This window comes from Actinokineospora spheciospongiae, assembly GCF_000564855.1.
In the GTDB taxonomy this organism is placed as follows: domain Bacteria; phylum Actinomycetota; class Actinomycetes; order Mycobacteriales; family Pseudonocardiaceae; genus Actinokineospora; species Actinokineospora spheciospongiae.
In genome coordinates this window covers 30,517-51,741 of sequence record NZ_AYXG01000240.1, presented here as the reverse complement: position 1 = coordinate 51,741, position 21,225 = coordinate 30,517, and the positions used below count along the sequence as shown (strand labels likewise).

The window sequence follows — 21,225 nt, the reverse complement described above, 5'->3', positions numbered from 1 at the left end:
GTCCTACCGGCCGGTAGAAACCCGCCGGTGATCCTTCCGTAACCACCCCGGCGGGTGAACTTGGCGGGGCTGCCACGGGCCGGTCGCCTGCGCGTGGCGCCCCGTACGACGGGGCGTCGCCCGGTGAACCGCGGGGCCGCCGGACGGCGCCCCGGGGACGGCGGAGGCCCCGGCTCGGGTGAGCCGGGGCCTCGGTCGGTCGTCGGGGGTCAGCGGCCCTGGTTGGCCACCGCGCTGATGGCGGCCGCGGCGGCGTCGGGGTCGAGGTAGGTGCCGCCCGGCGTGGTCGGCGCCAGGTCCTCAGTGAGGTCGTAGCGCAGCGGGATGCCGGTCGGGATGTTCAGCCCGGCGATGTCGCTGTCGGAGATGCCGTCGAGGTGCTTGACCAGGGCGCGGAGGCTGTTGCCGTGCGCACCGATCAGCACCGTCCGGCCCGCGCGCAGGTCCGGGACGATCTCGGACTCCCAGTACGGGACCAGCCGGGTGACGACGTCCTTGAGGCACTCGGTCAGCGGCAGGTCGGCGCCCAGCCCGGCGTAGCGCGGGTCGGCGTCCTGGCTGAACTCGGAGCCGCGCTCGATGGGCGGCGGCGGGACGTCGTAGGAGCGGCGCCAGAGCATGAACTGCTCCTCGCCGAACTCCGCCAGCGTCTGCTTCTTGTCCTTGCCCTGCAGGGCGCCGTAGTGGCGCTCGTTGAGCCGCCAGTCGCGCTTGACCGGAATCCAGGCGCGGTCGGCCGCGTCCAGCGCCAGGTGCGCGGTGTTGATGGCCCTGCGCTGCAGGGAGGTGTGGACGACGTCCGGGAGGATGCCCGCCTCGCGCAGCAGGGTCCCGCCCCGGATCGCCTCGGCGGTGCCCTTCTCGGAGAGGGGCACGTCGACCCAGCCGGTGAAGAGGTTCTGTGCGTTCCAGACGCTTTCGCCGTGCCGGAGCAGCACCAGGGTTCCGATGGCCATGGGTGGAGCCTGCCAGACCCGTTCGGGCGCACCCGCGGGGTGGGCTTGACAGGGGCGCACGGGTGCGCTCGCACGCGGTACCGGCGCCCGCGGCGGCGGGGCCTGCCCGGATGATCCGCCCCGGATGGTCGGACCGCTGTCCGCGACCGGTCCGGGGGTGCGCGCCGGGGCCGGTCGGGGTTGCGCTGACCTGCGGAACAAGCGTCGTTATGAAATCGAGACGCCAACCGCGCGAGAGTCCCCGATCGGCTTACCTGGCGGCCTTGTGTCCGTGTCCCGCATCTGACAAGTTGACAACAGCCTCGACGGATCAGCTCCCAAGCACTCCCTGATCCCCGGGGCCACCCGCGCGGCTCGACTCCCCTGCCGAGCCGCACGAAACCCGCAGTGGGCCCCAGGTGCCCCCCGCCTCGGCGGCCCGGTGGGTTCGGTCGCGGGGCGGACCGGGATTACGACTCCCCCCTCGCCCGGTCCGCTCCGCGACCCCACCCCTCAGCCCTCCGCGGGCACTGCGGGCGCCGCGGGCGGCTCCGCCCTGGTCCTGCGGCGCAGCCGCAGCACGACCCAGCCGACAGCGGCCGCGAGCGCGGCGAACGGCAGCAGGTAGCCCACCACCCGCAGCACGAACCCGCCCGCGGTCAGGAAGCCGTCCCAGCCCGCCGCCAGCGCGGACAGGAAGCTGTTGTCGTCCGCGGGCTCGGACACCACCGGGGCGTCCGCCCGGACCACCTGCACGGTGATCTTCGACATCGCCACGCTGCCCGCGAGCCGGTCGCGGCGGGCGAGGAGGGATTCCAACTCGGCCTCGCGGCGGGTCACCTCGCTCTCGATCTCGACGATCTCGGGGACCGAACGCGCGTTCGCCAGCAGGGCGCGCACCCGGTCGAGGCTGGCGCGCTGGGTCTTGATGCGGCTCTCCACGTCCACGGTCTGCTCGGTGACGTCCTCGGCGTTCTGCCCCCGGTTGCGGACCGTGCCCGCGCCGCCGTCGGTGAGCTTCGCCAGGACCGCGTCGAGCTTGTCCGACGGCACGTGCAGGGTCAGCGAGGCGGTGCGCTCGGAGACGGACTCCTGCCCGGAGTAGCCGCCCGCCGCCAAGACCTCGGCGCGGATGGTCTCGGCGGCGGCGACCACGTCGTCCGAGCCCAGTTCGAGGGTGGCGGTGCGGGCGAGCTTGCGGTCCACGCCCGGGGCGCTGACCTGGGCGGCCTGCCGGTCGGCCGGTCCGGACTCGGCGGCCTTCCCGCCGTTCGCGGAACCTGCGGCGTCCGCGCCAGCCGGGGCCTGCGCCGCCCGCTCCGGGGCGACGGCGGCGGAGGTGCCGCTCTCACCGCTGCTGGTGCAGGAGGCCAGGGCCGCCAGCGCGGTCGCGGCCAGGAGCAGGCCCGCCGTGCGGCGGGCCCGTCTCGGGGTGGTGTTCATCTCGGTGTCCCCTCAGGTGAGCTGTGCGATCACCGGTGGGACGGGGCATCCGGGTCAGCCCGTTGCCGGGGAGCCGGTCACGAGTCGGCCTCGTCTGAGACACGCGACCGTTGCGCGGGCTCCAGCAGGTGCTCGAAGGCCTTGAGGTTGGCCAGCGACTCGCCCCGGGAGGTGCGCCAGTCCCACTCGCGGCGGATGGCGGTGGCGAAGCCGATCTCCAGCAGGGTGTTGAAGTCGCCGTCGGCGGCCTCCAGGACCTGCCCGAGCAGCTTGTCCAGTTCGTCGGCGGTCACCGAGTTCAGCCCGACCCGGCCGAGCAGGTAGATGTCACCTGCCTTGTCGACGGTGTAGTGCACGCCGTAGAGGCGGGCGTTGCGGCGCAGCAGGAACCGGTAGACCTCCTCGAACGCCTCGTCCGGGCGGCGGCAGACGAACGCCTCGACCACCAGCGCGTGCTTGCCGACGCTCAACCAGCAGTTGGTCTGCTGCTTCTTGATGCCGGGCAGCACGACCAGGAAGCGGCCGGGTTCCGGGTTGTCGTAGGCGAGCTCGCGCTCGTCGAGTGCGTCCTTGATGACCTGATCGAGTGGAGTGCTCACACCGCAACCTCAACACGCGGCAGCGACCGCCGCAGCGCGCGCCCCGCTTCCGCGTAGCCCGCCAGCAGCGCGTCGGTGGTGCGGTCCCAGGAGAAGGCGCGGGCGTGGCGGACCGCGCCCGCCGCCAGTTCGGCCCGCAACCGGGGGGCGGTGGCCAGCCGGGTCAGCGCGTCGGCCCAGTCGGGAGTGGCGTGGCCGTCGACGAGCAGGCCGGAGCGGCCGTCGGCGACCGCGACCGGGAGGCCGCCGACCGCGGCGGCCACCACGGGGGTGCCGCAGGCCTGCGCCTCCAGGGCCACCAGGCCGAAGCTCTCGTTGTGGCTGGGCACCGCCACCACGTCGGCCGCCCGGTACACCCTGGCCAGCGCGTCGCCGGACTGCGGCGGCAGGAACCGGACCACGTCGGTGATGCCCAGCGCGGCGGCCAGGTCCTGTAGCGCGGCGGGCTGGTCCAGGCCGGAGCCGGACGGGCCGCCCGCGACCAGCACGACCAGTCGGTCCCTGGCGAGGTCGCCGCGGGCGAGCAGTTCGGCGGCGGCGCGCAGCAGCACGTCGGGGGCCTTGAGCGGCTGCACCCGGCCGACGAAGGCGAACACGACCGCGTCGGCCGGGATGCCCAGGGCGGCGCGGTCGGCGGCCCGGTCGGCCGGGCGGAAGCGGTCGAGGTCGACCCCGGGGGCGATGGTGTGCACCTTGTCCGGGTCGGCGGCGTAGAGGCCGGTGAGCTGGGCCGCCTCCACGTCGGTGTTGGCGATGAGCCGGTCGGCCTCGTCGACCACCTGCTGCTCGCCGATCACCCGCACCCGCGGTTCGGGGGCGTCGCCGTCGGCGAGCGCGGCGTTCTTGACCTTGGCCAGGGTGTGCGCGGTGTGCACCAGCGGCACCCCCCAGCGCTCCCGGACCAGCCAGCCGACCTGCCCGGACAGCCAGTAGTGCGAGTGCACGAGGTCGTAGTGGCCCGGGTCCTGGCGGGCCTCGGCGCGCAGCACACCCGCGGTGAACGCGCAGAGCTGGCTGGGCAGCTCGGCCCGCTCCAGCGGCTCGTACGGGCCCGCGGTGACGTGCCGGACCAGCACCCCGTGGGCCAGCTCCACCACCGGCGGCAGGTCCGAGGACGTGGCCCGGGTGAAGACCTCGACGGCGATGCCGTGCCGGGCCAGCCGCCGGGTCGTCTCGCTCACGTACACGTTGAGCCCGCCCGCGTCGCCCGTGCCGGGCTGTTCGAGCGGGGACGTGTGGACCGACAACACCGCCACCCTGCGCGGCCGGTGAAGCTGCGTCACGCCGTTCACTCCTTCCGACCTCCCGCGTGCGAGCGAACGGCGTGGGTGAACTCGGCGGCCCGCTCGGCGAAGGGCATGTGCCCCACCCGGGTGAACCAACGCGCGGAGGCCCCCGGAATCTTCCCGAGCGCGTACTCGGCCGCGGCCGGGGCGACCACGGCGTCCTGGTCGCCGTGCAGCACCAGCGTCGGCACGGTGATGCCCGCGAGGACGTCCCCGCTGCTCACCGATCGGGTGAACAGGCCACGCCGGACGTGGGCGGGGGTGCGCAGCGTGGTGGCCACCCCGCGCTCCACGACCCCCGGGGCGGGGGGCTCGGCGGTCATGGCCGTGATGAGCGCCCGGGCGGCGGGCTCGGCGACCGCGTCGTCCGGGCTGAGCACGTCCGGCAGGGCGGCGCGCATGGCCGGGCCGACCGCCCCGCCGGGGTTGCCGCGGCCGATCTCGGTCAGCGCACCGACCAGCACGATCCCGCGCAGGCCCGCGCAGCCGCGGGAGCGCAGGTAGTCGGTGATCACCAACCCGCCGTAGGACCAGCCGACCAGGGTCACCGGGCCGCGGGCGAGGGCGATCACCTCGGCGAGGTCGTCCGCCCACACCCGGCCGTCGTCGAACGGCCCGTCGACCCCGCCGGAGCGCCCGTGGCCGCGCAGGTCGGGCACCAGGAGGTGGAACTCGTCGGCGAGCGCGTCGACCGCGTCCGACCACACCTCCCCGGTCTGCGCCCAGCCGTGCAGGAGCACGATCGCGGGCCTGCCCGGCTCGCCGCGCTCCAGCAGCGACAGCCCGCCGCCGGTGGTGCGGGTCACCGGAGGGCGGACATGCTCTGCCACTGCGCCCACGGGATCAGCCAGTCGTAGACGTCGGAGGTGGTGGGCATGTTCGCCTGGGAGCCGGTGACCTCGACCGGGTCGCCCACCAGCGCGCTGTCGAAGTAGGCCTTGGCGTCGGCCTCCAGCAGGTTGACGCAGCCGTGCGAGGTGTTGGCCTTGCCGATGTTGGCGGCGTTGTCGTTGTTCTCGTGGATGAACTCGCCGTGGTTGGAGAACCGCACGGCCCACTTCTTCATCACGTTGGTGTAGCCGTACTGCGGGTTGGAGAAGTCGCCGACCGGGTCCTTCTGCATGACGATCATGGTGCCGTTGGGCGTGTTCAGGTTCGGGTCGGAGTCCTTGCCGTTGCTGGCCGGGTAGCTGGCGACCAGCGCGCCGTCGCGGTACACGTTCAGCTTGTGGTCGGGCGTGTGGACCTTGGTGACCTGGTTGCGGCCGATGGTGAAGTCGCTGGTCAGGTCGGCCTTGCCGTAGGCGCCGCCGCCGTAGGCCAGCCCGTAGAGCTTGGCGCTGACGGAGACCTTGGTGCCCGCGGGCCAGTACTCCTTCGGCCGCCAGTCGACCTGCTGGTCGTTGAGCCACGCCCAGGAGCCCTCGACCGGGACCGAGGTGGTGACGGTGAGCGCCTTCTCCACGGCGGCCTTGTCGGTGACCTTGCCCTCGGGGAACTTCACGCTGATCGGCATCGCCACGCCGACGTTGGCGTTGTCGGCCGGGTTGACGGTGGCGCGCGGCGTCTTCGCGGGCTTGAGCGTGGTGAAGGAGCCCTTCAGCTCCACCTGCTTGCCGTCGCTGCCGGTCGCCGACGCGTCGTAGGTGTACTTCTTGGCGTACCCCAGGGTCTCCGCGGAGGTCCAGGTCAGCTTGTCGGCGGACAGCTCGCCCTTGACGGCCTTGCCCTCGGCGTTGGTCAGCGCCACCTCGTCGAGCTTCCCGTCCGCCACGGTGACCCGCACCGGCGCGGCGGGCGAGACGTCCGCGGCGTCGGCGGCCGGGAGGGCGGTCAGCTTCGCCACCGGTGGGGTTTCGGCGGTCGTGCCCGCCGCCCCGCCACCGGAGGAACCGGGCGTGCCCGACCCCTCCGAGGTGCAGGCGGTGAGCAGGACGAGAACCGAGAACAACGCCCCGATCAGGGTCGAGTTCCTGGTCTTCGTTGCCGTGCTTCTCACCGGTGACCTCCAAGTCCGAAATCGTGTCCCGTGGGGAAAGACGCCCGGGGTGGGGGCGCGGTGGGGTGCACCCCCGGTGACAGTTCTCACAACCCCCCGGAAGGGAACGAAATTCCCCCGAGAGGATTATCGGTGACGTGGAGAAACGTGTTGCAGTGGTGACCGGGGCGAGCACCGGGATCGGGGCCGCGACCGCGGCGGCACTGGCCGGGGCGGGCTTCGCCGTGGTGCTCGGCGCCCGCAGGCTGGACCGGCTGGAAGCGGTGGCGGAGCGGGTCGGCGGCCGGGCGCTGGAGTTGGACGTGACCTCGCAGGAGTCGGTGGACGCCTTCGCGGGACAGTTGGACCGGGTCGACGTGCTGGTGAACAACGCGGGCGGTGCCCTGGGCCTCGACCGCGTCGACGCGGCGGACGTCGAGCAGTGGCGCTGGATGTACGAGACCAACGTGCTGGGCACCCTCCGGATGACCAAGGCCCTCCTGCCGCCCCTGGTCGCCTCCGGCGACGGCCACGTGGTCACCGTGACCTCCATCGCCGCGGTGGAGGTCTACGACGGCGGCGCGGGCTACACGGCGGCCAAGCACGCCCAGTCGGCCCTGCACCGCACGCTGCGCGGCGAACTCCTGGGCAGGCCGGTCCGCTTCACCGAAATCCTCCCCGGCATGGTCGAGACCGACTTCTCCCTGACCCGCTTCGACGGCGACGCGGACCGGGCCGCGGCGGTCTACCAGGGCATCGAGCCGCTGACGGCGGACGACGTGGCCGAGGTGATCGCCTTCGCGGTGACCCGCCCGGCGCACGTCAACCTGGACCAGATCGTGCTCAAGCCCCGCGCCCAGGCGTCGGCGACCCGGGCGCACCGCGAACCGAGCTGACCCGCTCCGAGTGGGCGCCGGGTGGCGCCGTCCAGGTGCGGAAGTCGGCGGGGGCGACGTTGCTGCCGCACACGACCGTGGCCACGTCCAGCCCGGCGAACCGCTCGGGGTCCCCGAGGACGGCCGCCACCCCGAGGGCGGCCGACGGTTCGACGACGAGCCCGGCGCACTCCAGCAGGAGGCGCATGCCGCGCTTGATGAGGTCTTCGTCGACCAGGGTGACGTCGTCCAGGACCTCCAGGAGGTCGTCGAGGACCTCGGGGATGGGGTGCCTGCCCGCGACGCCGTCGGCGATCGTGTCGACGGCGTCGGTGTTGACCACCGCCCGCGCCCGCCAGGACAGCGCCATGGCGGGGGCGCCTGCCGGTTGCACCGCGATGACCCGGGTGTCCGGGGACAACTGCCTGGTCACGTAGCCGACGCCGCTGGCCAGGGCACCGCCGCCGAGGGCGATGACCAGCACGTCGGGGCGCGCGGGGCCTGCGAGGAGTTCCAGGGCGATCGTCGCCGCGCCCTCGCAGGTGTCGACGTCGAGGCTGTCCTCGACCAGGAACGCCCCCTCGGTCCGGGCGTACTCGCGGGCGAGGGCCCTGGGCCGTTCGATGTCGTCCCCCTCCAGGTGCACCGCCGCACCCAGGGAGCGCATGCGCTCGACCTTGAGGGGGTTGGCGTTCGCGGCGGCGAAGACGGCGACGGGCACGCCGCGCCGCGCGCCGCTGTAGGCGAGCGCCTGGCCCAAGTTGCCCGCGCTGGCGCACACGACCGAGGGGTACCGGCGCTCGGACAGCAGCCGCGAGACGACCAGTTCGGTTCCGCGGCCCTTGAAGCTGCGCACCGGGTTGAGGGTTTCCACCTTCAACGTCACCGAGCACCCGAGGGCGGCGTCGAGCGGCCACGACCGGAACTGCGGGCTGCGCAGGAACGCCGGGTCGATCGCGGACACCGCGTCGCGGATGCGGGCCAGGTCGAGGCGCACGGCGCGGGACCTACTCGGGGTGGTCGGCGAGGGAGCAGTTCACCAGGACCGGTTCCGGGTGCAGGGTGACGCCGAAGGTGCTGTGGACGCCGTCGCGGATGGTTCCGGCGAGGGTGAGGAGGTCGGCGGTGGTGGCGCCGCCGCGGTTGGTGAGGGCGAGGGTGTGCTTGCCGGACAGCGCCGCCCGGCCCGGGGGTCGGCTGTAGCCCTTGGTGAAGCCCGCGCGCTCGATCAGCCAGGCGGCGGACAGCTTGGAGGCGCCCGGGTTGGCCGGGTAGCGCGGGACCGGCACGTCCGGGCCGACCCGGGCGGTGATGCGGGCCAGGACCTCGTCGGCGTCGGCGTCCGGGACGATCGGGTTGGTGAAGAAGGAGCCCGCGCTCCAGGTGTCGTGGTCGGTGGGGTCGAGGACCATGCCCTTGCCCCGGCGCAGGCCCAGGACCGCCTCGCGGGCGGCGGCGACCGGCACCCGCTCGTCCTGGCGGACGCCGAGGGCGCGGGCCAGCTCGGTGTAGCGGATCGGCATGGACAGGCCGTCGTCGCTGAGGGTGAAGGTGGCGCGGAGGACGACGGCGCGGTCGGTGCCCTTGAGGACGCTGGTGCGGTACCCCAGGCCCAGTTCCTCCACCGCCAGGGTGCGGACCTCACCGGTGGCGCGGTCGAGCAGGTCGACGCAGGTGAGGACCTGGCTGATCTCCACCCCGTACGCCCCGACGTTCTGCACCGGGGTGGCACCGACCAGGCCGGGGATGCCGGAGAGGCATTCCAGGCCGCCGAGGCCCGCCTCGACGGCGCCCGCGACCACGTGGTCCCAGTCCTCGCCCGCCTCCACGGTGAGCCGGACCCGGCCGGGACCCGCCGTGTCGATCTTGGTGCCGCGGTGGGCGACGTGCACGACCGTGCCGTCGAAGCCCGGGTCGCCGATGACCAGGTTGGAACCGCCGCCGAGGACCAGCAGCGGGGTGCCCGCGGCGTCGGCGCCGCGGACCGCGTCGACCGCCTCGGCGGCGGTGGTGGCGGTCACGAACGCCGCCGCCGGTCCACCCAGGCGCAGCGTGGTGTAGCCGCTGAGCGGGACGCGGGGGTGGGTCGGCTGACCGACGGGGAGGCTCGTCACGGGCGCCAACGGTAACCTCCAGCCCATGGCGAGCCGCATCGAGCACCGTGCCGCGTTCCCCGTGCCCGCGAAGGCGGTGCACGCGGCGTTCGTCGACCGCGACTTCCTCGCCGAGCGCCTGCGGGTGCTCGGCGGCAAGGACGCGCGGCTGATCGACTACACCGAGCGCGGCGCCGAGGTGGTGTTCCGGCTGCGCCAGGGCGTCGACGCGGCCCGACTGCCGTCGGTGGCCCGCACGGTCATCAAGGGCGACCTGGTGGTCGAGCGCACCGAGGGCTGGCGCCCGGACGGAACCGGTTTCGCCGGGGACACCACCGCCGCCGTGTCCGGGGTCCCCGGCGACATCAAGGGCCGGTTCGCGCTGGTCGACAGCGGTTCGGGCAGCGTGTGGACCACCTCGGGCGAGGTGAAGGTGCGCATCCCGTTCGTCGGCGGCAAGGTCGAGTCGGTGATCGCCGAGCAGGTCGGCAGGCTGCTGGCCGCCGAGGCGGAGTTCACCGCGGCCTGGCTGGCCGAGCACGGCGGCTGATGGCCCGCGCACCCCGCCTGGCCGCGGGCCGGGCGCGAGCCCTGGGCGCACCGACCCGGGGCACCACGAACCCGAACCGGCTGCGCCGCGTCGACCGCTGGCTCACCGGCTCCCCCGAGGTCCGCACCCGGCTGGCGGGCACCCCGGACCCGCTGGTCGTCGACCTCGGCTACGGCGCCACCCCGGTGACGACCGTGGAACTGGCCGCCCGGCTGCGCGCGGTCCAGCCGGGCGTGCGCGTGCTGGGCCTGGAGATCGACCCGGAACGGGTCGCCGCCGCCGCACCCGCCGCCGACCCTCCCCGGCTGGACTTCCGCCGCGGCGGCTTTGAACTCGCGGGCGCCCGCCCGGTGCTGCTGCGCGCGTTCAACGTCCTGCGCCAGTACACCGAGGCCGAATCGACGGCGGCGTGGGACACCATGCTCGCCCGCCTGGCCCCCGGCGGCCTGCTGGTCGAGGGCACGTGCGACGAGATCGGCAGGCGCTGCTGCTGGGTGGCCCTGACGGTGGACGGGCCGCTGACGCTCACCCTGTCCTGCCTGCCGTCGGGCATCGAGAAGCCGTCCGACCTGGCCGAGCGCCTGCCGAAGGCGCTGATCCACCGCAACGTGCCCGGCGAGCGGGTGCACGACCTGCTCGCCGCCCTGGACGCCTGCTGGGCCACCGCGGCGGCGTTCGCCCCGTTCGGCCCGCGCGCCCGCTGGGTGGAGTCGGCGCGCCTGCTGGCCGCCGAGGGCTGGCCGGTCCTCGACGACCGCAGGCGCTGGCGCCTGGGCGAGGTCACGCTGGACTGGGCGGCGGTGGCCCCCGCCGAAAACGGGGTTTGACCTTCTCGCCGCGTCAACTTCTACCGTTGACCGGGTCAGCGAGATGACGGGGAGATGAGCGCGGTGGCCTGGTCGATCCAACAGGTGGCGCGAATGGCGAAGGTGACCTCCCGAACGCTGCGGCACTATGACGACATCGGTCTGCTGCCGCCCGCGTTCGTGGGCCACAACGGCTACCGCTACTACGAGCGGGAACAGGTGCTGCGGTTGCAGGAAATCCTGCTCCTGCGCGAACTGGGGCTCGGCCTGGACGCGATCGCCGAGATCGTCGACCGCGAGAAGGACCAGGTGGTGGCCCTGCGCCAACACCGCGACCGACTCCTGGCCGAGCGAGACCGGTTCGACCGGCTCGCGCGAACCGTCTCCCGCACGATCACCGAGGTGGAGAGGAACGCTGAGATGACAACGACATCCGTGGCGCACTGGTTCGAGGGCTTCGACCCGGAAAAGCAGGAGGCGTTGCAGGCCGAAGCGCGGAAGCGCTGGGGCGCCGAGCACGTGGACGCGGCGAACGCCGAATACCGCACCAAGGGCCAGGACTGGATGCGCGAACAGGGCAAGGTCTGGGTCGCCGCGCTGGAAACGCTGATCGGGCACATCGACGCGAACCGGGCACCGGACGACCCGGCCGTGCAGGAGACGATCGCCGGACACCACCGGTGGCTCCAGGGCAACTGGGTGCCGAACCGGGAGTCATACAAGGGGTTGGCCAACGTGTACGCCGACGACCCGAAGTTTCGGGTCAAGTTCGACAAGACCGACCCGCGCCTGGCGGAGTACTTGCGCTCGGCGATGGTCGTCTACGCGGACGCCAACCTGGACTAGCGGCTCGCCGGGGTTGTTTCAAACCCGAGACACACCACCCCTACAGCTCCTAGAGTGACCACCTGTCAACGCATCGTCACCACAGGCACGGCGGGGGGCATGGTGTACATCGATGAGGGCAGCAACGCGTCACTGGAGCAAATCGGCGCGTCCATGAACGCACTCGTGGGCGCGGCAGCGGCAGGCCAGTTCGCGGTCAACGAGCACGGCGGCAACGCCCTGCTGGCCGCCATCCGCAAGTTGCTCGACTGGCTGGAAAAGCAGCAAAACCTGCGCCTTGTCCTGGGCCAAGAGCCTATGCTCGGTGGCAGCAACGCCTCCACGGTGATGAAGCCGTATGTTCATCAGGTGGCCACCGACCACCAGGGCTTTCTGACCCAACTCACCGCCCTTCAAGAGACGCTGGTCAAGGCCGAGGCGGCCATCAAGGTGGCGATGAGCAACTACCGCCATGTCGACGAAGACACGGCCAGGCAACTCGCACCAGAGGAGTGACCATCGTGAAACTCACCCGTATCGGTGCGGTTCTCGCCATACTTGCCCTTGGCATGATCACGGCGTGCTCCACGCAGACACCAGGCAATCCCACTGCTGCGACGGCGGAACCGAACAAATCCGATCAGGCAACCACATCCCCATCACAACCACCCACCTCAGATGAGGGGGCAGACACGCTCGACCCGTGCGTCCTGTTCACTCCAGCCACCAAAACCGCACTTGGCGTGACAGGGCCAGCAGAACCCGACGAAACCAGAAGTGCAAAACTCTGCCAGTGGAAGGTCGCCAAAGAAACGGGAGCGGAAAGTTACACTTTAGCGGTGGCCGTCTTTCCCAAGCTCGGTATCGACAAAGTAACCTCCACCAGCGAGAAAGAACCGCTGACAATAGGGGATCACCGAGCAATCCAATGGCATGGAACTGCAACCAGCTCCTCGTGTGCGGTATCACTCGAACTGACCGCGACCTCACGAGTGGACGTACTGGGCTCCGGGGCAGGCGGTGGGATGCCGCCCGAAGTCATCTGTCCCAAGGTGCTGGACGCTGCCAAGCTGGTCGAACCGGAACTGCCCTGACAATGCCTGCGCTCAAGCCGGGTTGGGTCACCGTGGCGGGGTGACCCAACCCGGCTCGTTTGGGGCGGTGGGTCAGCGGGCGAGGCGGGTGATCAGCTCGCGGACGGCGGACCGGGTCACGGGGAGGGTGACGCCGGGGCGCTTGCTGTCCCGCACGGCTGCGAGGTCCTGCCGCAGCTCGACACAGTCACCGGTGCTGCCGGAACGGGATGACTTGCGCCACTCCATGATCACACCCTTTCTCGTAGTTGTTCGATCATACTGCGGCTTTCCGCAGTCGACAGGGCCAGACGATCGAGCGCGGAGCGCATGTTCTCGTAGCTGTCCACCTCATCGTCGTGCAGGTAGACACTGCTGCCGTGCAGCTCGACATTCAGCACCGGGGGTGCGTCGGGGAAGTGCATCAGCAGCCACGGGTGCAGCAGCAATCGGTGCGGCACCCGTCCGCGCACGATGCGGACAGCGTGGCCTCGGGTGGAGGCTTGGACCAGGTGGCCCAACTGCTCCCGGAGCGCATCGACGCCGCCGAACGGCATGTACAACGCGGCTTCGTGGAGAAAGGCCACGTAGTCGACGGTGGGCAACACCGCCTGCCGCCGCAAGCGGGCGAGCCAGCGCATCTCGGCGTCGTGGGGGTCGACGCCGTCCTCGATCATCAGGTCCGTGGCGTACCGCTCGGTTTGCAGCAGCCCGGGGATGAAGTTGAGCGACCAGTTCGTGATCGCCCTGGCCGAAGCCTCGTAGCTGGCCAGGGTGCCCACGTCGGGGAACACGCCGGGAAGGGGGCGGGACCACCAACCGGCCTGCACGCCCGCTCGGGCGCTTTCGATCAGCTCCCCGCGCTGGGTCATGGGCACGCCGTAGACGGCCAGGACCATGGCGACGTCCTCGCTGGTGATGTGCCGCTTGCCGTTCTCGGTGCGGCTCAGGGTCGCCGTCGACCAGCCGATGGCCCGGGCGGCGGCCTCCAGGTTCAGCGGGGTCTGCTCCAGGCGGACAGCCTTGAGCTGGGCGCCGATGGTGCGGTCGCGCGCCTGTGGGTTCTTCCTCTGACCGGACACGTCTTCCTTTCCACCCCCGCAAGGACACACGTGCGCCGTTGCCGGGATTTTACAGTGTGGGACGCATCCGGCGGGGCGGTCATCGGCAGACACCCGGCGTCGAATCGGAGTTGCACCATGCGGAACACGACCAGAATAGGAGGAACCACTGCGCCACAACGGTTGTCCGGGCCGATCGAGCCGCCGATTCACCCGATCAGAGGCTGGGGGTTCACAACAGGAGCGGTGACCGCTCGCTGATGGCCGACCTCGGGGGGCGCTGACAACGCCGCGAGCGGGGCGCGCTTGTGGACGGTGGCTGCCACAATCGGGGCGTGCCCACAACCGAACGCCGCTACGTGATCCGCCTGGCCTGCCCAGACCGGACCGGCATCGTCGCCGCCATCGCCGGATTCCTCGCCGAGGCAGGCGGGTGGATCGTCGAGGCCGCCTACCACACCGACCCCGAGACCAACTGGTTCTTCACCCGCCAGGAGGTGCGGGCGGACTCGCTGCCCTTCGACGTCGCCGAGCTGCGGGAGCGGTTCGGGGCGGTGGCGCGCGGGCTGCACGCGCAGTCGGACTGGTCGGTGACCGACACCGGGGGCCGCCGCCGGGTGGTCATCCTGGTGTCCAAGGAGGGGCACTGCCTCTACGACCTGCTCGGCCGGGTGCAGAGCGGTGAGCTGGACGTGGACGTGCGGGCGGTCGTGGGCAACCACACCGACCTGGCCGCGATCACCCGCGCGCACGGCATCCCGTTCCACCACGTGCCCTTCCCCGCCTGCGAGCCGGAGGGGAAGCGGGCGGCGTTCGCGCAGTTGCGCCAGCTCGTGGACGCGGCCAAGCCGGACGCGGTGGTGCTGGCGCGGTTCATGCAGGTGCTGCCGCCGGAGTTGTGCGCGGACTGGGCGGGCAAGGCGCTCAACATCCACCACAGCTTCCTGCCGTCGTTCGTCGGCGCCCGGCCCTACCACCAGGCGCACCGGCGCGGGGTGAAGCTGATCGGGGCCACCTGCCACTACGTGACCGCCGAGCTGGACGCCGGGCCGATCGTGGAGCAGGACGTGATCCGGGTCGACCACCGGGACTCGGTGGTGGACATGGTGCGCAAGGGCCGCGACATCGAGAAGGTCGTGCTGGCGCGCGGGCTGCGCGCGCACCTGGAGAGCCGAATCCTGTTGCACGGCAACAAGACCGTCATCCTCTGACCGGGAGCCGCCGCGCGAACCGTTGCGGTTCACGCATATATCGGTTGCCCGGGGCGGCATCGACGGGGCATCGTCTTCCCCATGACCAAGGGGGAGCAGAACAGGATCACCATCGACCATCCACAACCGACCGATCGGGAGTGGGTCTGACCGAGTGCCGTCAGGAGCGGGTTTCCCGCCCCTGACGGCACTTCCCGTGCTCGCGCCTCAGGCGTTGAGGTGCTTGGCCAGGTTGGCGAGCAGTTCGTCGTGGATGGTGCGCAAGCCCGCGGGGGCGAAGGTGCGCTCGAAGAAGCCGCCGATCCCGTTGGCGCCCTCCCAGGTGGTGGCGACGCGCACCGACGCCGCGTCGGCGGAGCCGTCGACGGTCCAGGTGGTGACCAGCGTGGAGTTGCGGTCGGCCTCGACCAGGGTGCCGGGCTGCGGTTCGGTCACGTCGAGCAGGCAGTCGCGGACGCGCTTCTTGGTGGCCTGCAACTTCCAGTGCACGACCGTGCCCGCGCCGGTGCCGCCCTCGCGGACCTCGTACTCGCTGTAGTTCGCGGGGAGGATCTTCGAACGGGTGCCGGTGTAGTCGGCGACGGCGGCGCGGACCGCGTCGACGGGCGCGGCGAAGCTGCGCGAGGTGACCGCTTGGACCTGGTTCATGGGTCGTGAGGTTACCGGTTCGGCAGTGCGCCGGTTTTCAGATAACGCCATTCTCCGGTTGGGCTCGGGGACCTCAGTCGAGCAGGCCTGCCCGCTGGGCCAGGACGGCGGCGGTGACCCGGTTGGCGCAGCCGGTGGCGGCCAGGATCTCCGAGACGTAGCCGCGGACGGTGGAGTCCGACAGCCGCAGCGCCTCGGCGATCTCGCCGTTGCTGCGCCCCATGCCGACCAGCTTGAGCACGTCGCGCAGGCGGGCCGACAGGCGGGCGACCTCGGTGGCCGCGCCGATCCGGTCGAGGTGGTGGCTGGCCAGGTGGCCCATCAGCTCGTGGGTCAGGGTCGGGTCGAGCACCGCCCCGCCGCGGGCGGCGACGCGGACCGCGCGCACCAGCTCGGCCGGGTCGACGTGCTTGAGCAGGAAGCCCTTGGCGCCGAGCTGCAACGCCGTGGCCACGGCCTGGTCGGCGTGGAAGGTGGTGAGCACGACCACGGCGGGGGCGCCCGGCACCCGGCGCAGCTCGCGCAGGGTGTCCAGGCCGTCCATCTTCGGCATCCGCAGGTCCAGCAGCAGCACGTCCAGGGAGCTGGTGCGGACCAGCTCCAGCGCCTCGGTGCCGTCGGCGCCCTCGGCGACCACGGTGACGTCGGGCGCGGCGCCGAGGATCTTGGTGACGAACGCCCTGGCCATGGCCTCGTCGTCGACGACGCCCACGCGGATGGTGGCTCTCGCCGCCTCCGGCCCACCCTCGACCTGCATGGTCATCTCCGCAGCCTCCCTGGGCCCGCTCCACCGACCGTCAGGGGAAATGGGACCGGAAACCGGCATATCGGGGCAACCGACGAAGGTAGGTTCCCGCCGACGTCACCCGACCGGACGGCCCAGCCCCTCGACCACCTCGGCCGACGACAACCCGGCGAGCAGGTCGCCGGGCACCAGCAGCTTGCTGCCGCGCACCCCGCTGCCGATCACCAGCTCCGGGGCGGTGGCCACGGCAGCGTCCACCAGCAGCGGCCACCCGGCGGGCAGGCCGATCGGGGTGATGCCGCCGTAGGCCATGCCGCTGCCCTCCACCGCGCGGTCCATCGGCGCGAACGACGCCTTGCGCACGCCCAGGTGCCTGCGGGCCAGGCCGTTGACGTCGGCCCGGGTGGTGGCGAGCACCAGGCAGGCGGCCATGGTCTCGGTGTCCCCGCGCTTGCCCAGGATCACCACGCAGTTCGCCGACGCGGCGAGCGGGGAGCCGTAGTGGGCGCAGAACTCGGCGGTGTCGGCCAGGTCCGGGTCGATCTCGGCGACGCCGACGCGGGTGGCGTCGAGCCCGGTGAGGGCCTTGGCCACCGGCTCGGCGAGCAGGTCCGGGCGGTCGAGGGCGGGGACGACGGTGAGGCTTCCGGCGATGCTCCAGGTCACCGCGCCGAGGTTAGTCCGGGCGGCCCAGGAAGCCGCTGAGGCGTGCCCGCAGTTCGCGGCGGTGGGTGACCAGCGGGGCGGGCGAGTCGTAGCGGACCAGCTCGGCGCGCGGGAAGGCGTTGGCGGCCTCCTCGGCGACCTCGGCCGGGTGCACCGGGTCGCCGGTGGCGGCGACCACCAGGACCTGCGCCCGGACATCGGCCAGGGCTGCCGGGTCGGGTACCGGGACCTCGGTGGCGACGGCGCGCAGGGCCGGGCCGAGCCGCAGGAGGGCGGTGGTGCGGTCGTCGACGTAGGAGCCGGTGCCGGGCGGGACGGTCGGCGCGACCAGTGCGCGGAGCCCGGCGCGGTCGTCCGCGTCCGCGGCGTCGGCCATGGCGAGGACCAGCGCCGCCGAGGGGGCCGGGCGCGGCTTCGACAGCGCGCCGGGCAGGAGCAGGACCAGCCGGTCGAGGGCGGTCGGGTCGGCGGCGACCAGCGCGCACAGCGCGGCGGCGCCGAGCGAGACCCCCACGGCCTGCCGGGTGCCGCCCAGCACGGCGGCGACGTCGCGGGCGAGGGTGGCGTAGTGCCAGTAACCGGGCGGGGCGTCGGTGTTGTCGGCGTGCGAGGGCAGCGTCAGCACGGTCCGGGTGCCGGGCAGGCCCGACGCCGGGACGCGCGCCTCACCGGCGGTGGCCCCCAGCCCGGGGACCACCAGGGTGCGCGGGTCACCGGTGCCGTACGAGCGGGCCAGGATCACCAGCGCTGGCCGCGCTGCACCTCGATCAGCTTGGGCCGCACGTCGACGATGTAGACCAGCGCCGCGACCAGGCCCGCGGTCCAGAAGAACCAGCCCGAGTTCGCGAAGCTGAACAGCAGCAGCGCGCCCACCGCCCCGGCGGTGATCCCCAGCCAGGCGGGTTTGCTGAGCCGGTCGGCGGCGGAATAGGCATCCGGTCGCTGCAACAGGGCGTGGATGAAGGCGAAGACACCGACGGGCACGGCGGCCCAGTCGATGACCCGCAAGATCCAGTAGGCGAGAACCGGCACAGCACCACCCTACGTGCGAACCGGGCAGGTCCACCACACGCCACGACCCCCGGGCTGTCGGTCCGGGGGTCGTGGGCGGGTGATCGCGATCGCCGCGGGCTACTTGTCCGTGGTCGGCTTCGCGGCGGGCTTGGCGGTCGCGGGCTTGGCGGTGCCGGTGGCCGCGGGCTTGGCGGTGGTGGCCGCGGGCTTGCGGGCCGGGTCGGCCTTGTCGGCGGCCTTGCGGGAGGTGGTGCGCACCTCGTGCGCCAGCTCGGCGCCCGCGTCCTCGACGGCCTCGGCGACCTCCTCGGCGAGCTCCTGGGTGGCCAGGGCGGTGCGCTCGGTGAGGTCCTCGGTCACGCTGGCGGCCTTCTCGCCCGCCGCGCGGGTCTTGCGGGTGACCTTGGCCAGCAGGTCCTCGGTCAGCACCCTGGCGTCGCCCGCCACGTCGCCCGCCTTGAGCTGGGCCAGGGCGAGGGCGTCCTCGAGCTGCTTGACCTGGGGCTGCTCGCGCAGCTTGCCCAGCGCGTCCTCGCCGTGCTCGGCCAGCTTCTGGTAGAGCGAGACGGCGGCGGCGGCGTAGGCGTCGACCAGCTTGCGCAGCTCGGCCGGGTCCAGCTTGCCGCGCAGGCCCGCGACCTCGCCGGGGAGTTCTTCGACGGTGCTCTCCGCGCGGCCCTTGGCCCTGGCGAACGCCTCGGCGACGGCCTTGGCGGCGTAGTCACCGGCGCCCAGCACGGCCAGCAGCGGCGTGCGGACGGGCTCGGGCAGCGTGGTCTTCTCGGTGGCGGGCTTCTCGGTGGTGGTCATGTCGTCACTCCTCACTCGTGGAATCCGCGGTCCGCTTGCCGTCCACATCGGATTCCTCTGGTGTGGACCATCGGGTGTTCTCGTTCTCGCGCCGGAAGCTCTCGTAGACGTCCAGCAGGACCTGCTTCTGGCGCTCGGTCAGCTCGGTGTCGGCGCGCACGGCGTCGGGCACCGGACCCCCGACCGGGAGGTCGAGGATTCCCGCCCGCACGTACAGCGCCTCGGCGGAGATCCGCAGTCCCTTGGCGATCTGCTGCAGGATCTCGGCGCTCGGCTTGCGCAGGCCGCGTTCGATCTGGCTCAGGTACGGGTTGGAGACGCCCGCGAGCTTCGACAGCTGGCGCAACGAGATCTTGGCGGTGTCGCGCTGCTGCTTGATGTAGCCACCGATGTCGCGGCCCAGGTCGGCGACCTTGTCGATCGCGCTGGCCTCGCCGTCGGTGTCGCCCATCGGAAAGCATCTCCTCCTCGTGACGGGAACAACGCTACGCCCGAGTGCTAGCAACTGCAAGCGGAGAGCTTGCACCCGGCGGTGCGTCCGGTCACAAGGCGACCCCCACGGCCTCACAGCAGGTCGAGTACCCACTTCGCCACGGCGGCGGTCGTCTCGTCGACCTTGGCCGAGGAGGTGTCCAGCAGGCGCATCGGGGCGTCGGTCGAATCGGCGTTCGCCTTGATCCAGGCGTTGAACGCGAGCATGTCGGCGACGCGCCGCTCGTCGTGCCACTCCCGCCAGGCGGGGCGGGCCGACAGCCGGGCGCGCAGGACGTCGTCCTCGGCGACCAAGGCCAGGTAGTGCACGTCGCCGAACAGGGCGCGCTCCGGCCTGCGCTCGAACTGCGGGGGCGCGACCGTGCCGCAGAGCACGGCGGGGCGGCCGGACTGGTTGAGCATGGCCAGCAGGCGCAGCCAGGTGCGGCGGAACGCGCCGAAGTCGTCCTCCGGGTCGCGCAGCGCGCCGACCCACAGGACGTCCTGCTCCAGCACCACGGCCCGGTCGCCGAGCAGCGGACCCAGGCGGCGGCACACGGTGGACTTGCCGGTTCCGCTGGGACCGGTCAGGGCGAACACCGGGAGCCTGCGGAACGGCTCCCGGTGCCCGCACCGGTCACACACGAGGAACGCGGCGTCCCCGCTCCCGTCCACCCGGGGTGCGTCGGCCCACTCGCCGCAGGCCGCGCAGATCATCGGGTTCACGGCGGAACTCAGTCGAAGAGGTCCTCGAGGAAGCTCTTGCGGCGCTTCTTGTGCCCGTAGCCGCCGTGCCCGTACCCGGGAGGCGAGTCGCGGTAGCCGCCGTGCCCGTAGCCGGGGGGCGAGTCCCGGTACCCGGGGGGCGAATCCCGGTAGTGCGGCTGGTGCGGCTGCGCCGGGTAGTGGCCCCCAGCGGGCGGGTACGGCCCGGCGGGCGGGTACGGGCCCGCGGGCGCACCCGGCTGGTACGAAGCCGGCGGAGCGGCGTAGTGGCGCTGCTCGGCCACCGCCATCTGCTCCAGCTCCCCGTGGTCGAGGAAGATCCCCCGGCAACCGGTGCACTGCTCGATGTGCACGCCCCGCCGCTCGACCGTGTGCATCACGTTCTGACACTTCGGACAAATCACGGGGCCAGCCTACGCACTTGACCATGCGCATGTCCGCATGTGCGACACGAACACGGCGAACCCCCGGCTTGTGGTGCGGGCGCACATGGTCCGCGGGCACCCCCCGCTCCTACCGTGGACGCATGACGAGTGGTCCGGATCACAACCCCCTGGCCGGGCGCACGGCCCTGGTCACCGGCGGCGCGAGCGGCATCGGCCTGGCGTGCGTGCGGGCGCTCGCCGCCGCCGGGGCGAAGGTGCACGTGGTCGACGTGGACGCCGCCGGGGCCGCCGCGGCGGCGGAGGAGGTCGGCGGGTGGGCGCACACCGCGGACCTGTCCGACCCCCCGGCGGTCGACCGGCTGCCCGCCGAGGTCGACGTCCTGGTCAACAACGCCGGGTTGCAGCACGTGGCACCGCTGCACGAGTTCCCGGTGGAGCGGTTCACCCACCTGCAGCGGGTCATGGTCACCGCGCCGTTCCTGCTGATCCGCCGGTCGCTGCCGCACATGTACGCCCGCGGCTGGGGCCGGGTGGTGAACCTGTCCAGCGTGCACGGGCTGCGGGCCAGCGCGTACAAGGTCGCCTACGTGACGGCCAAGCACGCGCTGGAGGGGCTGTCGAAGGTCACCGCGGTGGAGGGGGCGCCGCACGGGGTGACCAGCAACTGCGTCAGCCCCGGGTACGTGCGCACGGCGCTGGTCACCGGGCAGATCGCCGACCAGGCCCGGGCGCACGGCATCGAGCGGGACGAGGTGGTCGAGCAGGTGCTGCTGGACCGGGCACCGCTCAAGCAACTGGTCGAACCGGCGGAGGTCGCCGCCCTGGTCGCCTGGCTGTGCGGCCCGCACGCGGCCCACCTGACCGGAGCTTCCCTCCCGATCGACGGCGGTTGGACCGCCAACTGAATCACTCCCTCCCGCCACCCACCCCCTCGTCCCCACCCGGCATCGTCCCCGGCCTGGTGGGGCCGGTCCCCCGTTCCCTGCGAGAAACGCCGCAGGGCTTCCCTGTCCCCCTGTGAGAA

At 72.4% G+C, this 21,225-nt stretch carries 27 protein-coding genes; 8 read left to right on the top strand and 19 right to left on the bottom strand.

Annotation, left to right across the window (positions count from 1 at the left end):
* Window positions 1–209 precede the first annotated feature (209 nt).
* The 6 genes from UO65_RS30645 to UO65_RS30620 form a co-directional block, all read right to left on the bottom strand.
* Entirely contained in the window at window positions 210–956 is a 747-nt protein-coding gene (locus UO65_RS30645; protein WP_035289687.1) for a phosphoglyceromutase, read from the bottom strand.
* Between the two features lie 492 nt (window positions 957–1,448).
* Window positions 1,449–2,378, bottom strand: coding sequence for a DUF4349 domain-containing protein (locus UO65_RS30640; protein ID WP_052022030.1), 930 nt, complete (start codon window positions 2,376–2,378; stop codon window positions 1,449–1,451).
* A 77-nt stretch (window positions 2,379–2,455) separates the two neighbouring features.
* On the bottom strand, window positions 2,456–2,977 hold the full coding sequence (locus UO65_RS30635) for a type III secretion system chaperone family protein (RefSeq protein WP_035289684.1): 522 nt from the start codon (window positions 2,975–2,977) through the stop codon (window positions 2,456–2,458).
* On the bottom strand, window positions 2,974–4,260 hold the full coding sequence (gene mshA / locus UO65_RS30630) for a D-inositol-3-phosphate glycosyltransferase (RefSeq protein WP_233427905.1): 1,287 nt from the start codon (window positions 4,258–4,260) through the stop codon (window positions 2,974–2,976). The genes UO65_RS30635 and mshA overlap by 4 nt, the downstream gene beginning before the upstream one ends.
* A 5-nt stretch (window positions 4,261–4,265) precedes the next feature.
* A complete protein-coding gene (locus tag UO65_RS30625; protein WP_035289678.1) occupies window positions 4,266–5,069 on the bottom strand; it encodes an alpha/beta fold hydrolase in 804 nt (267 codons plus the stop codon).
* Window positions 5,066–6,226 (bottom strand): L,D-transpeptidase, encoded by a 1,161-nt coding sequence (locus UO65_RS30620; RefSeq protein WP_035289739.1) that lies wholly within the window; start codon window positions 6,224–6,226, stop codon window positions 5,066–5,068. The genes UO65_RS30625 and UO65_RS30620 overlap by 4 nt, the downstream gene beginning before the upstream one ends.
* 173 nt (window positions 6,227–6,399) lie before the next feature.
* Here UO65_RS30620 and UO65_RS30615 point away from each other — a divergent pair, with 173 nt between their 5' ends.
* Window positions 6,400–7,137 carry an SDR family NAD(P)-dependent oxidoreductase gene (locus UO65_RS30615; protein WP_035289675.1) on the top strand — a complete coding sequence of 246 codons (738 nt, stop codon included), beginning with the start codon at window positions 6,400–6,402 and terminating at the stop codon, window positions 7,135–7,137.
* Here the strand turns inward: UO65_RS30615 and UO65_RS30610 are convergent.
* Together UO65_RS30610 and UO65_RS30605 are read right to left on the bottom strand one after the other, a co-directional pair.
* Window positions 7,085–8,113 carry a threonine ammonia-lyase gene (locus UO65_RS30610; RefSeq protein WP_063936047.1) on the bottom strand — a complete coding sequence of 343 codons (1,029 nt, stop codon included), beginning with the start codon at window positions 8,111–8,113 and terminating at the stop codon, window positions 7,085–7,087. The genes UO65_RS30615 and UO65_RS30610 overlap by 53 nt on opposite strands.
* 10 nt (window positions 8,114–8,123) lie before the next feature.
* Window positions 8,124–9,230 (bottom strand): UDP-N-acetylmuramate dehydrogenase, encoded by a 1,107-nt coding sequence (locus tag UO65_RS30605; protein WP_035289672.1) that lies wholly within the window; start codon window positions 9,228–9,230, stop codon window positions 8,124–8,126.
* Window positions 9,231–9,255: 25 nt separating this feature from the next.
* Here UO65_RS30605 and UO65_RS30600 point away from each other — a divergent pair, with 25 nt between their 5' ends.
* Genes UO65_RS30600 through UO65_RS35245 form a run of 5 tightly spaced genes read left to right on the top strand, consistent with a single transcriptional unit; the run spans window position 9,256 to window position 12,484 of the window.
* Window positions 9,256–9,759, top strand: coding sequence for a DUF2505 domain-containing protein (locus tag UO65_RS30600; RefSeq protein ID WP_035289670.1), 504 nt, complete (start codon window positions 9,256–9,258; stop codon window positions 9,757–9,759).
* Entirely contained in the window at window positions 9,759–10,586 is an 828-nt protein-coding gene (locus UO65_RS30595) for a hypothetical protein (protein WP_035289667.1), read from the top strand. Before UO65_RS30600 ends, UO65_RS30595 begins: the two co-directional genes overlap by 1 nt.
* Before the next feature lie 54 nt (window positions 10,587–10,640).
* Complete coding sequence (locus UO65_RS30590; protein WP_084176402.1) at window positions 10,641–11,411, top strand: MerR family transcriptional regulator; 771 nt, start codon at window positions 10,641–10,643, stop codon at window positions 11,409–11,411.
* Between the two features lie 54 nt (window positions 11,412–11,465).
* Window positions 11,466–11,906, top strand: a complete 441-nt coding sequence (locus tag UO65_RS30585; protein WP_035289664.1) for a hypothetical protein — start codon at window positions 11,466–11,468, stop codon at window positions 11,904–11,906.
* A 5-nt stretch (window positions 11,907–11,911) separates the two neighbouring features.
* Complete coding sequence (locus UO65_RS35245; RefSeq protein ID WP_152552362.1) at window positions 11,912–12,484, top strand: DUF3558 domain-containing protein; 573 nt, start codon at window positions 11,912–11,914, stop codon at window positions 12,482–12,484.
* Window positions 12,485–12,556: 72 nt separating this feature from the next.
* On the opposite strand, the gene UO65_RS35240 is transcribed toward UO65_RS35245, so the two are convergent.
* Window positions 12,557–12,712, bottom strand: a complete 156-nt coding sequence (locus tag UO65_RS35240; RefSeq protein ID WP_084176400.1) for a DUF397 domain-containing protein — start codon at window positions 12,710–12,712, stop codon at window positions 12,557–12,559.
* 2 nt (window positions 12,713–12,714) lie between these two features.
* Complete coding sequence (locus tag UO65_RS33870) at window positions 12,715–13,545, bottom strand: helix-turn-helix domain-containing protein (protein ID WP_052022028.1); 831 nt, start codon at window positions 13,543–13,545, stop codon at window positions 12,715–12,717.
* Window positions 13,546–13,859: 314 nt separating this feature from the next.
* On the opposite strand from UO65_RS33870, the gene purU reads away from it, so the two are divergent.
* Window positions 13,860–14,735, top strand: coding sequence for a formyltetrahydrofolate deformylase (purU, locus tag UO65_RS30575; RefSeq protein ID WP_035289661.1), 876 nt, complete (start codon window positions 13,860–13,862; stop codon window positions 14,733–14,735).
* Between the two features lie 207 nt (window positions 14,736–14,942).
* Here the strand turns inward: purU and UO65_RS30570 are convergent, their stop codons facing one another.
* From UO65_RS30570 to UO65_RS30530, 9 genes are all read right to left on the bottom strand, one after another.
* Window positions 14,943–15,383, bottom strand: a complete 441-nt coding sequence (locus UO65_RS30570; RefSeq protein WP_035289658.1) for an SRPBCC family protein — start codon at window positions 15,381–15,383, stop codon at window positions 14,943–14,945.
* A 73-nt stretch (window positions 15,384–15,456) separates the two neighbouring features.
* Window positions 15,457–16,146: a response regulator gene (locus tag UO65_RS30565; protein ID WP_063936046.1), complete on the bottom strand. Its 690-nt coding sequence runs from the start codon at window positions 16,144–16,146 to the stop codon at window positions 15,457–15,459.
* A gap of 99 nt (window positions 16,147–16,245) precedes the next feature.
* Complete coding sequence (locus UO65_RS30560; RefSeq protein WP_035289655.1) at window positions 16,246–16,794, bottom strand: YbaK/EbsC family protein; 549 nt, start codon at window positions 16,792–16,794, stop codon at window positions 16,246–16,248.
* Window positions 16,795–16,804: 10 nt separating this feature from the next.
* The gene (locus tag UO65_RS30555) at window positions 16,805–17,536 is read right to left on the bottom strand and encodes an alpha/beta hydrolase (protein ID WP_233427904.1); all 732 of its coding nucleotides are present in this window, start codon (window positions 17,534–17,536) and stop codon (window positions 16,805–16,807) included.
* Window positions 17,533–17,826, bottom strand: coding sequence for a DUF2516 family protein (locus tag UO65_RS30550; RefSeq protein WP_035289652.1), 294 nt, complete (start codon window positions 17,824–17,826; stop codon window positions 17,533–17,535). Before UO65_RS30550 ends, UO65_RS30555 begins: the two co-directional genes overlap by 4 nt.
* A 99-nt stretch (window positions 17,827–17,925) precedes the next feature.
* Window positions 17,926–18,618 carry a hypothetical protein gene (locus UO65_RS30545; protein ID WP_035289650.1) on the bottom strand — a complete coding sequence of 231 codons (693 nt, stop codon included), beginning with the start codon at window positions 18,616–18,618 and terminating at the stop codon, window positions 17,926–17,928.
* Window positions 18,619–18,622: 4 nt separating this feature from the next.
* Window positions 18,623–19,069, bottom strand: a complete 447-nt coding sequence (locus UO65_RS30540) for a helix-turn-helix domain-containing protein (RefSeq protein ID WP_052022027.1) — start codon at window positions 19,067–19,069, stop codon at window positions 18,623–18,625.
* Between the two features lie 113 nt (window positions 19,070–19,182).
* Window positions 19,183–19,806, bottom strand: coding sequence for an AAA family ATPase (locus UO65_RS30535; RefSeq protein WP_084176408.1), 624 nt, complete (start codon window positions 19,804–19,806; stop codon window positions 19,183–19,185).
* A gap of 17 nt (window positions 19,807–19,823) precedes the next feature.
* On the bottom strand, window positions 19,824–20,219 hold the full coding sequence (locus tag UO65_RS30530) for a TFIIB-type zinc ribbon-containing protein (RefSeq protein ID WP_084176398.1): 396 nt from the start codon (window positions 20,217–20,219) through the stop codon (window positions 19,824–19,826).
* A gap of 122 nt (window positions 20,220–20,341) precedes the next feature.
* Between UO65_RS30530 and UO65_RS30525 the strand changes: the two genes are divergently transcribed.
* Complete coding sequence (locus UO65_RS30525; RefSeq protein WP_035289641.1) at window positions 20,342–21,106, top strand: 3-hydroxybutyrate dehydrogenase; 765 nt, start codon at window positions 20,342–20,344, stop codon at window positions 21,104–21,106.
* The last annotated feature ends 119 nt before the right edge of the window (window positions 21,107–21,225 follow it).

Excerpts from the sequence above, each read along its gene's own strand:
- UO65_RS30645 (WP_035289687.1), bottom strand. The coding sequence starts at position 956 with ATGGCCATCGGAACCCTGGTGCTGCTCCGGCACGGCGAAAGCGTCTGG.
- UO65_RS30640 (WP_052022030.1), bottom strand. The coding sequence starts at position 2,378 with ATGAACACCACCCCGAGACGGGCCCGCCGCACGGCGGGCCTGCTCCTG.
- UO65_RS30600 (WP_035289670.1), top strand. The coding sequence starts at position 9,256 with ATGGCGAGCCGCATCGAGCACCGTGCCGCGTTCCCCGTGCCCGCGAAG.
- UO65_RS30595 (WP_035289667.1), top strand. The coding sequence starts at position 9,759 with ATGGCCCGCGCACCCCGCCTGGCCGCGGGCCGGGCGCGAGCCCTGGGC.
- UO65_RS30590 (WP_084176402.1), top strand. The coding sequence starts at position 10,641 with ATGAGCGCGGTGGCCTGGTCGATCCAACAGGTGGCGCGAATGGCGAAG.
- UO65_RS35240 (WP_084176400.1), bottom strand. The coding sequence starts at position 12,712 with ATGGAGTGGCGCAAGTCATCCCGTTCCGGCAGCACCGGTGACTGTGTC.
- UO65_RS30570 (WP_035289658.1), bottom strand. The coding sequence starts at position 15,383 with ATGAACCAGGTCCAAGCGGTCACCTCGCGCAGCTTCGCCGCGCCCGTC.
- UO65_RS30565 (WP_063936046.1), bottom strand. The coding sequence starts at position 16,146 with ATGACCATGCAGGTCGAGGGTGGGCCGGAGGCGGCGAGAGCCACCATC.
- UO65_RS30545 (WP_035289650.1), bottom strand. The coding sequence starts at position 18,618 with ATGACCACCACCGAGAAGCCCGCCACCGAGAAGACCACGCTGCCCGAG.
- UO65_RS30540 (WP_052022027.1), bottom strand. The coding sequence starts at position 19,069 with ATGGGCGACACCGACGGCGAGGCCAGCGCGATCGACAAGGTCGCCGAC.
- UO65_RS30535 (WP_084176408.1), bottom strand. The coding sequence starts at position 19,806 with ATGATCTGCGCGGCCTGCGGCGAGTGGGCCGACGCACCCCGGGTGGAC.
- UO65_RS30525 (WP_035289641.1), top strand. The coding sequence starts at position 20,342 with ATGACGAGTGGTCCGGATCACAACCCCCTGGCCGGGCGCACGGCCCTG.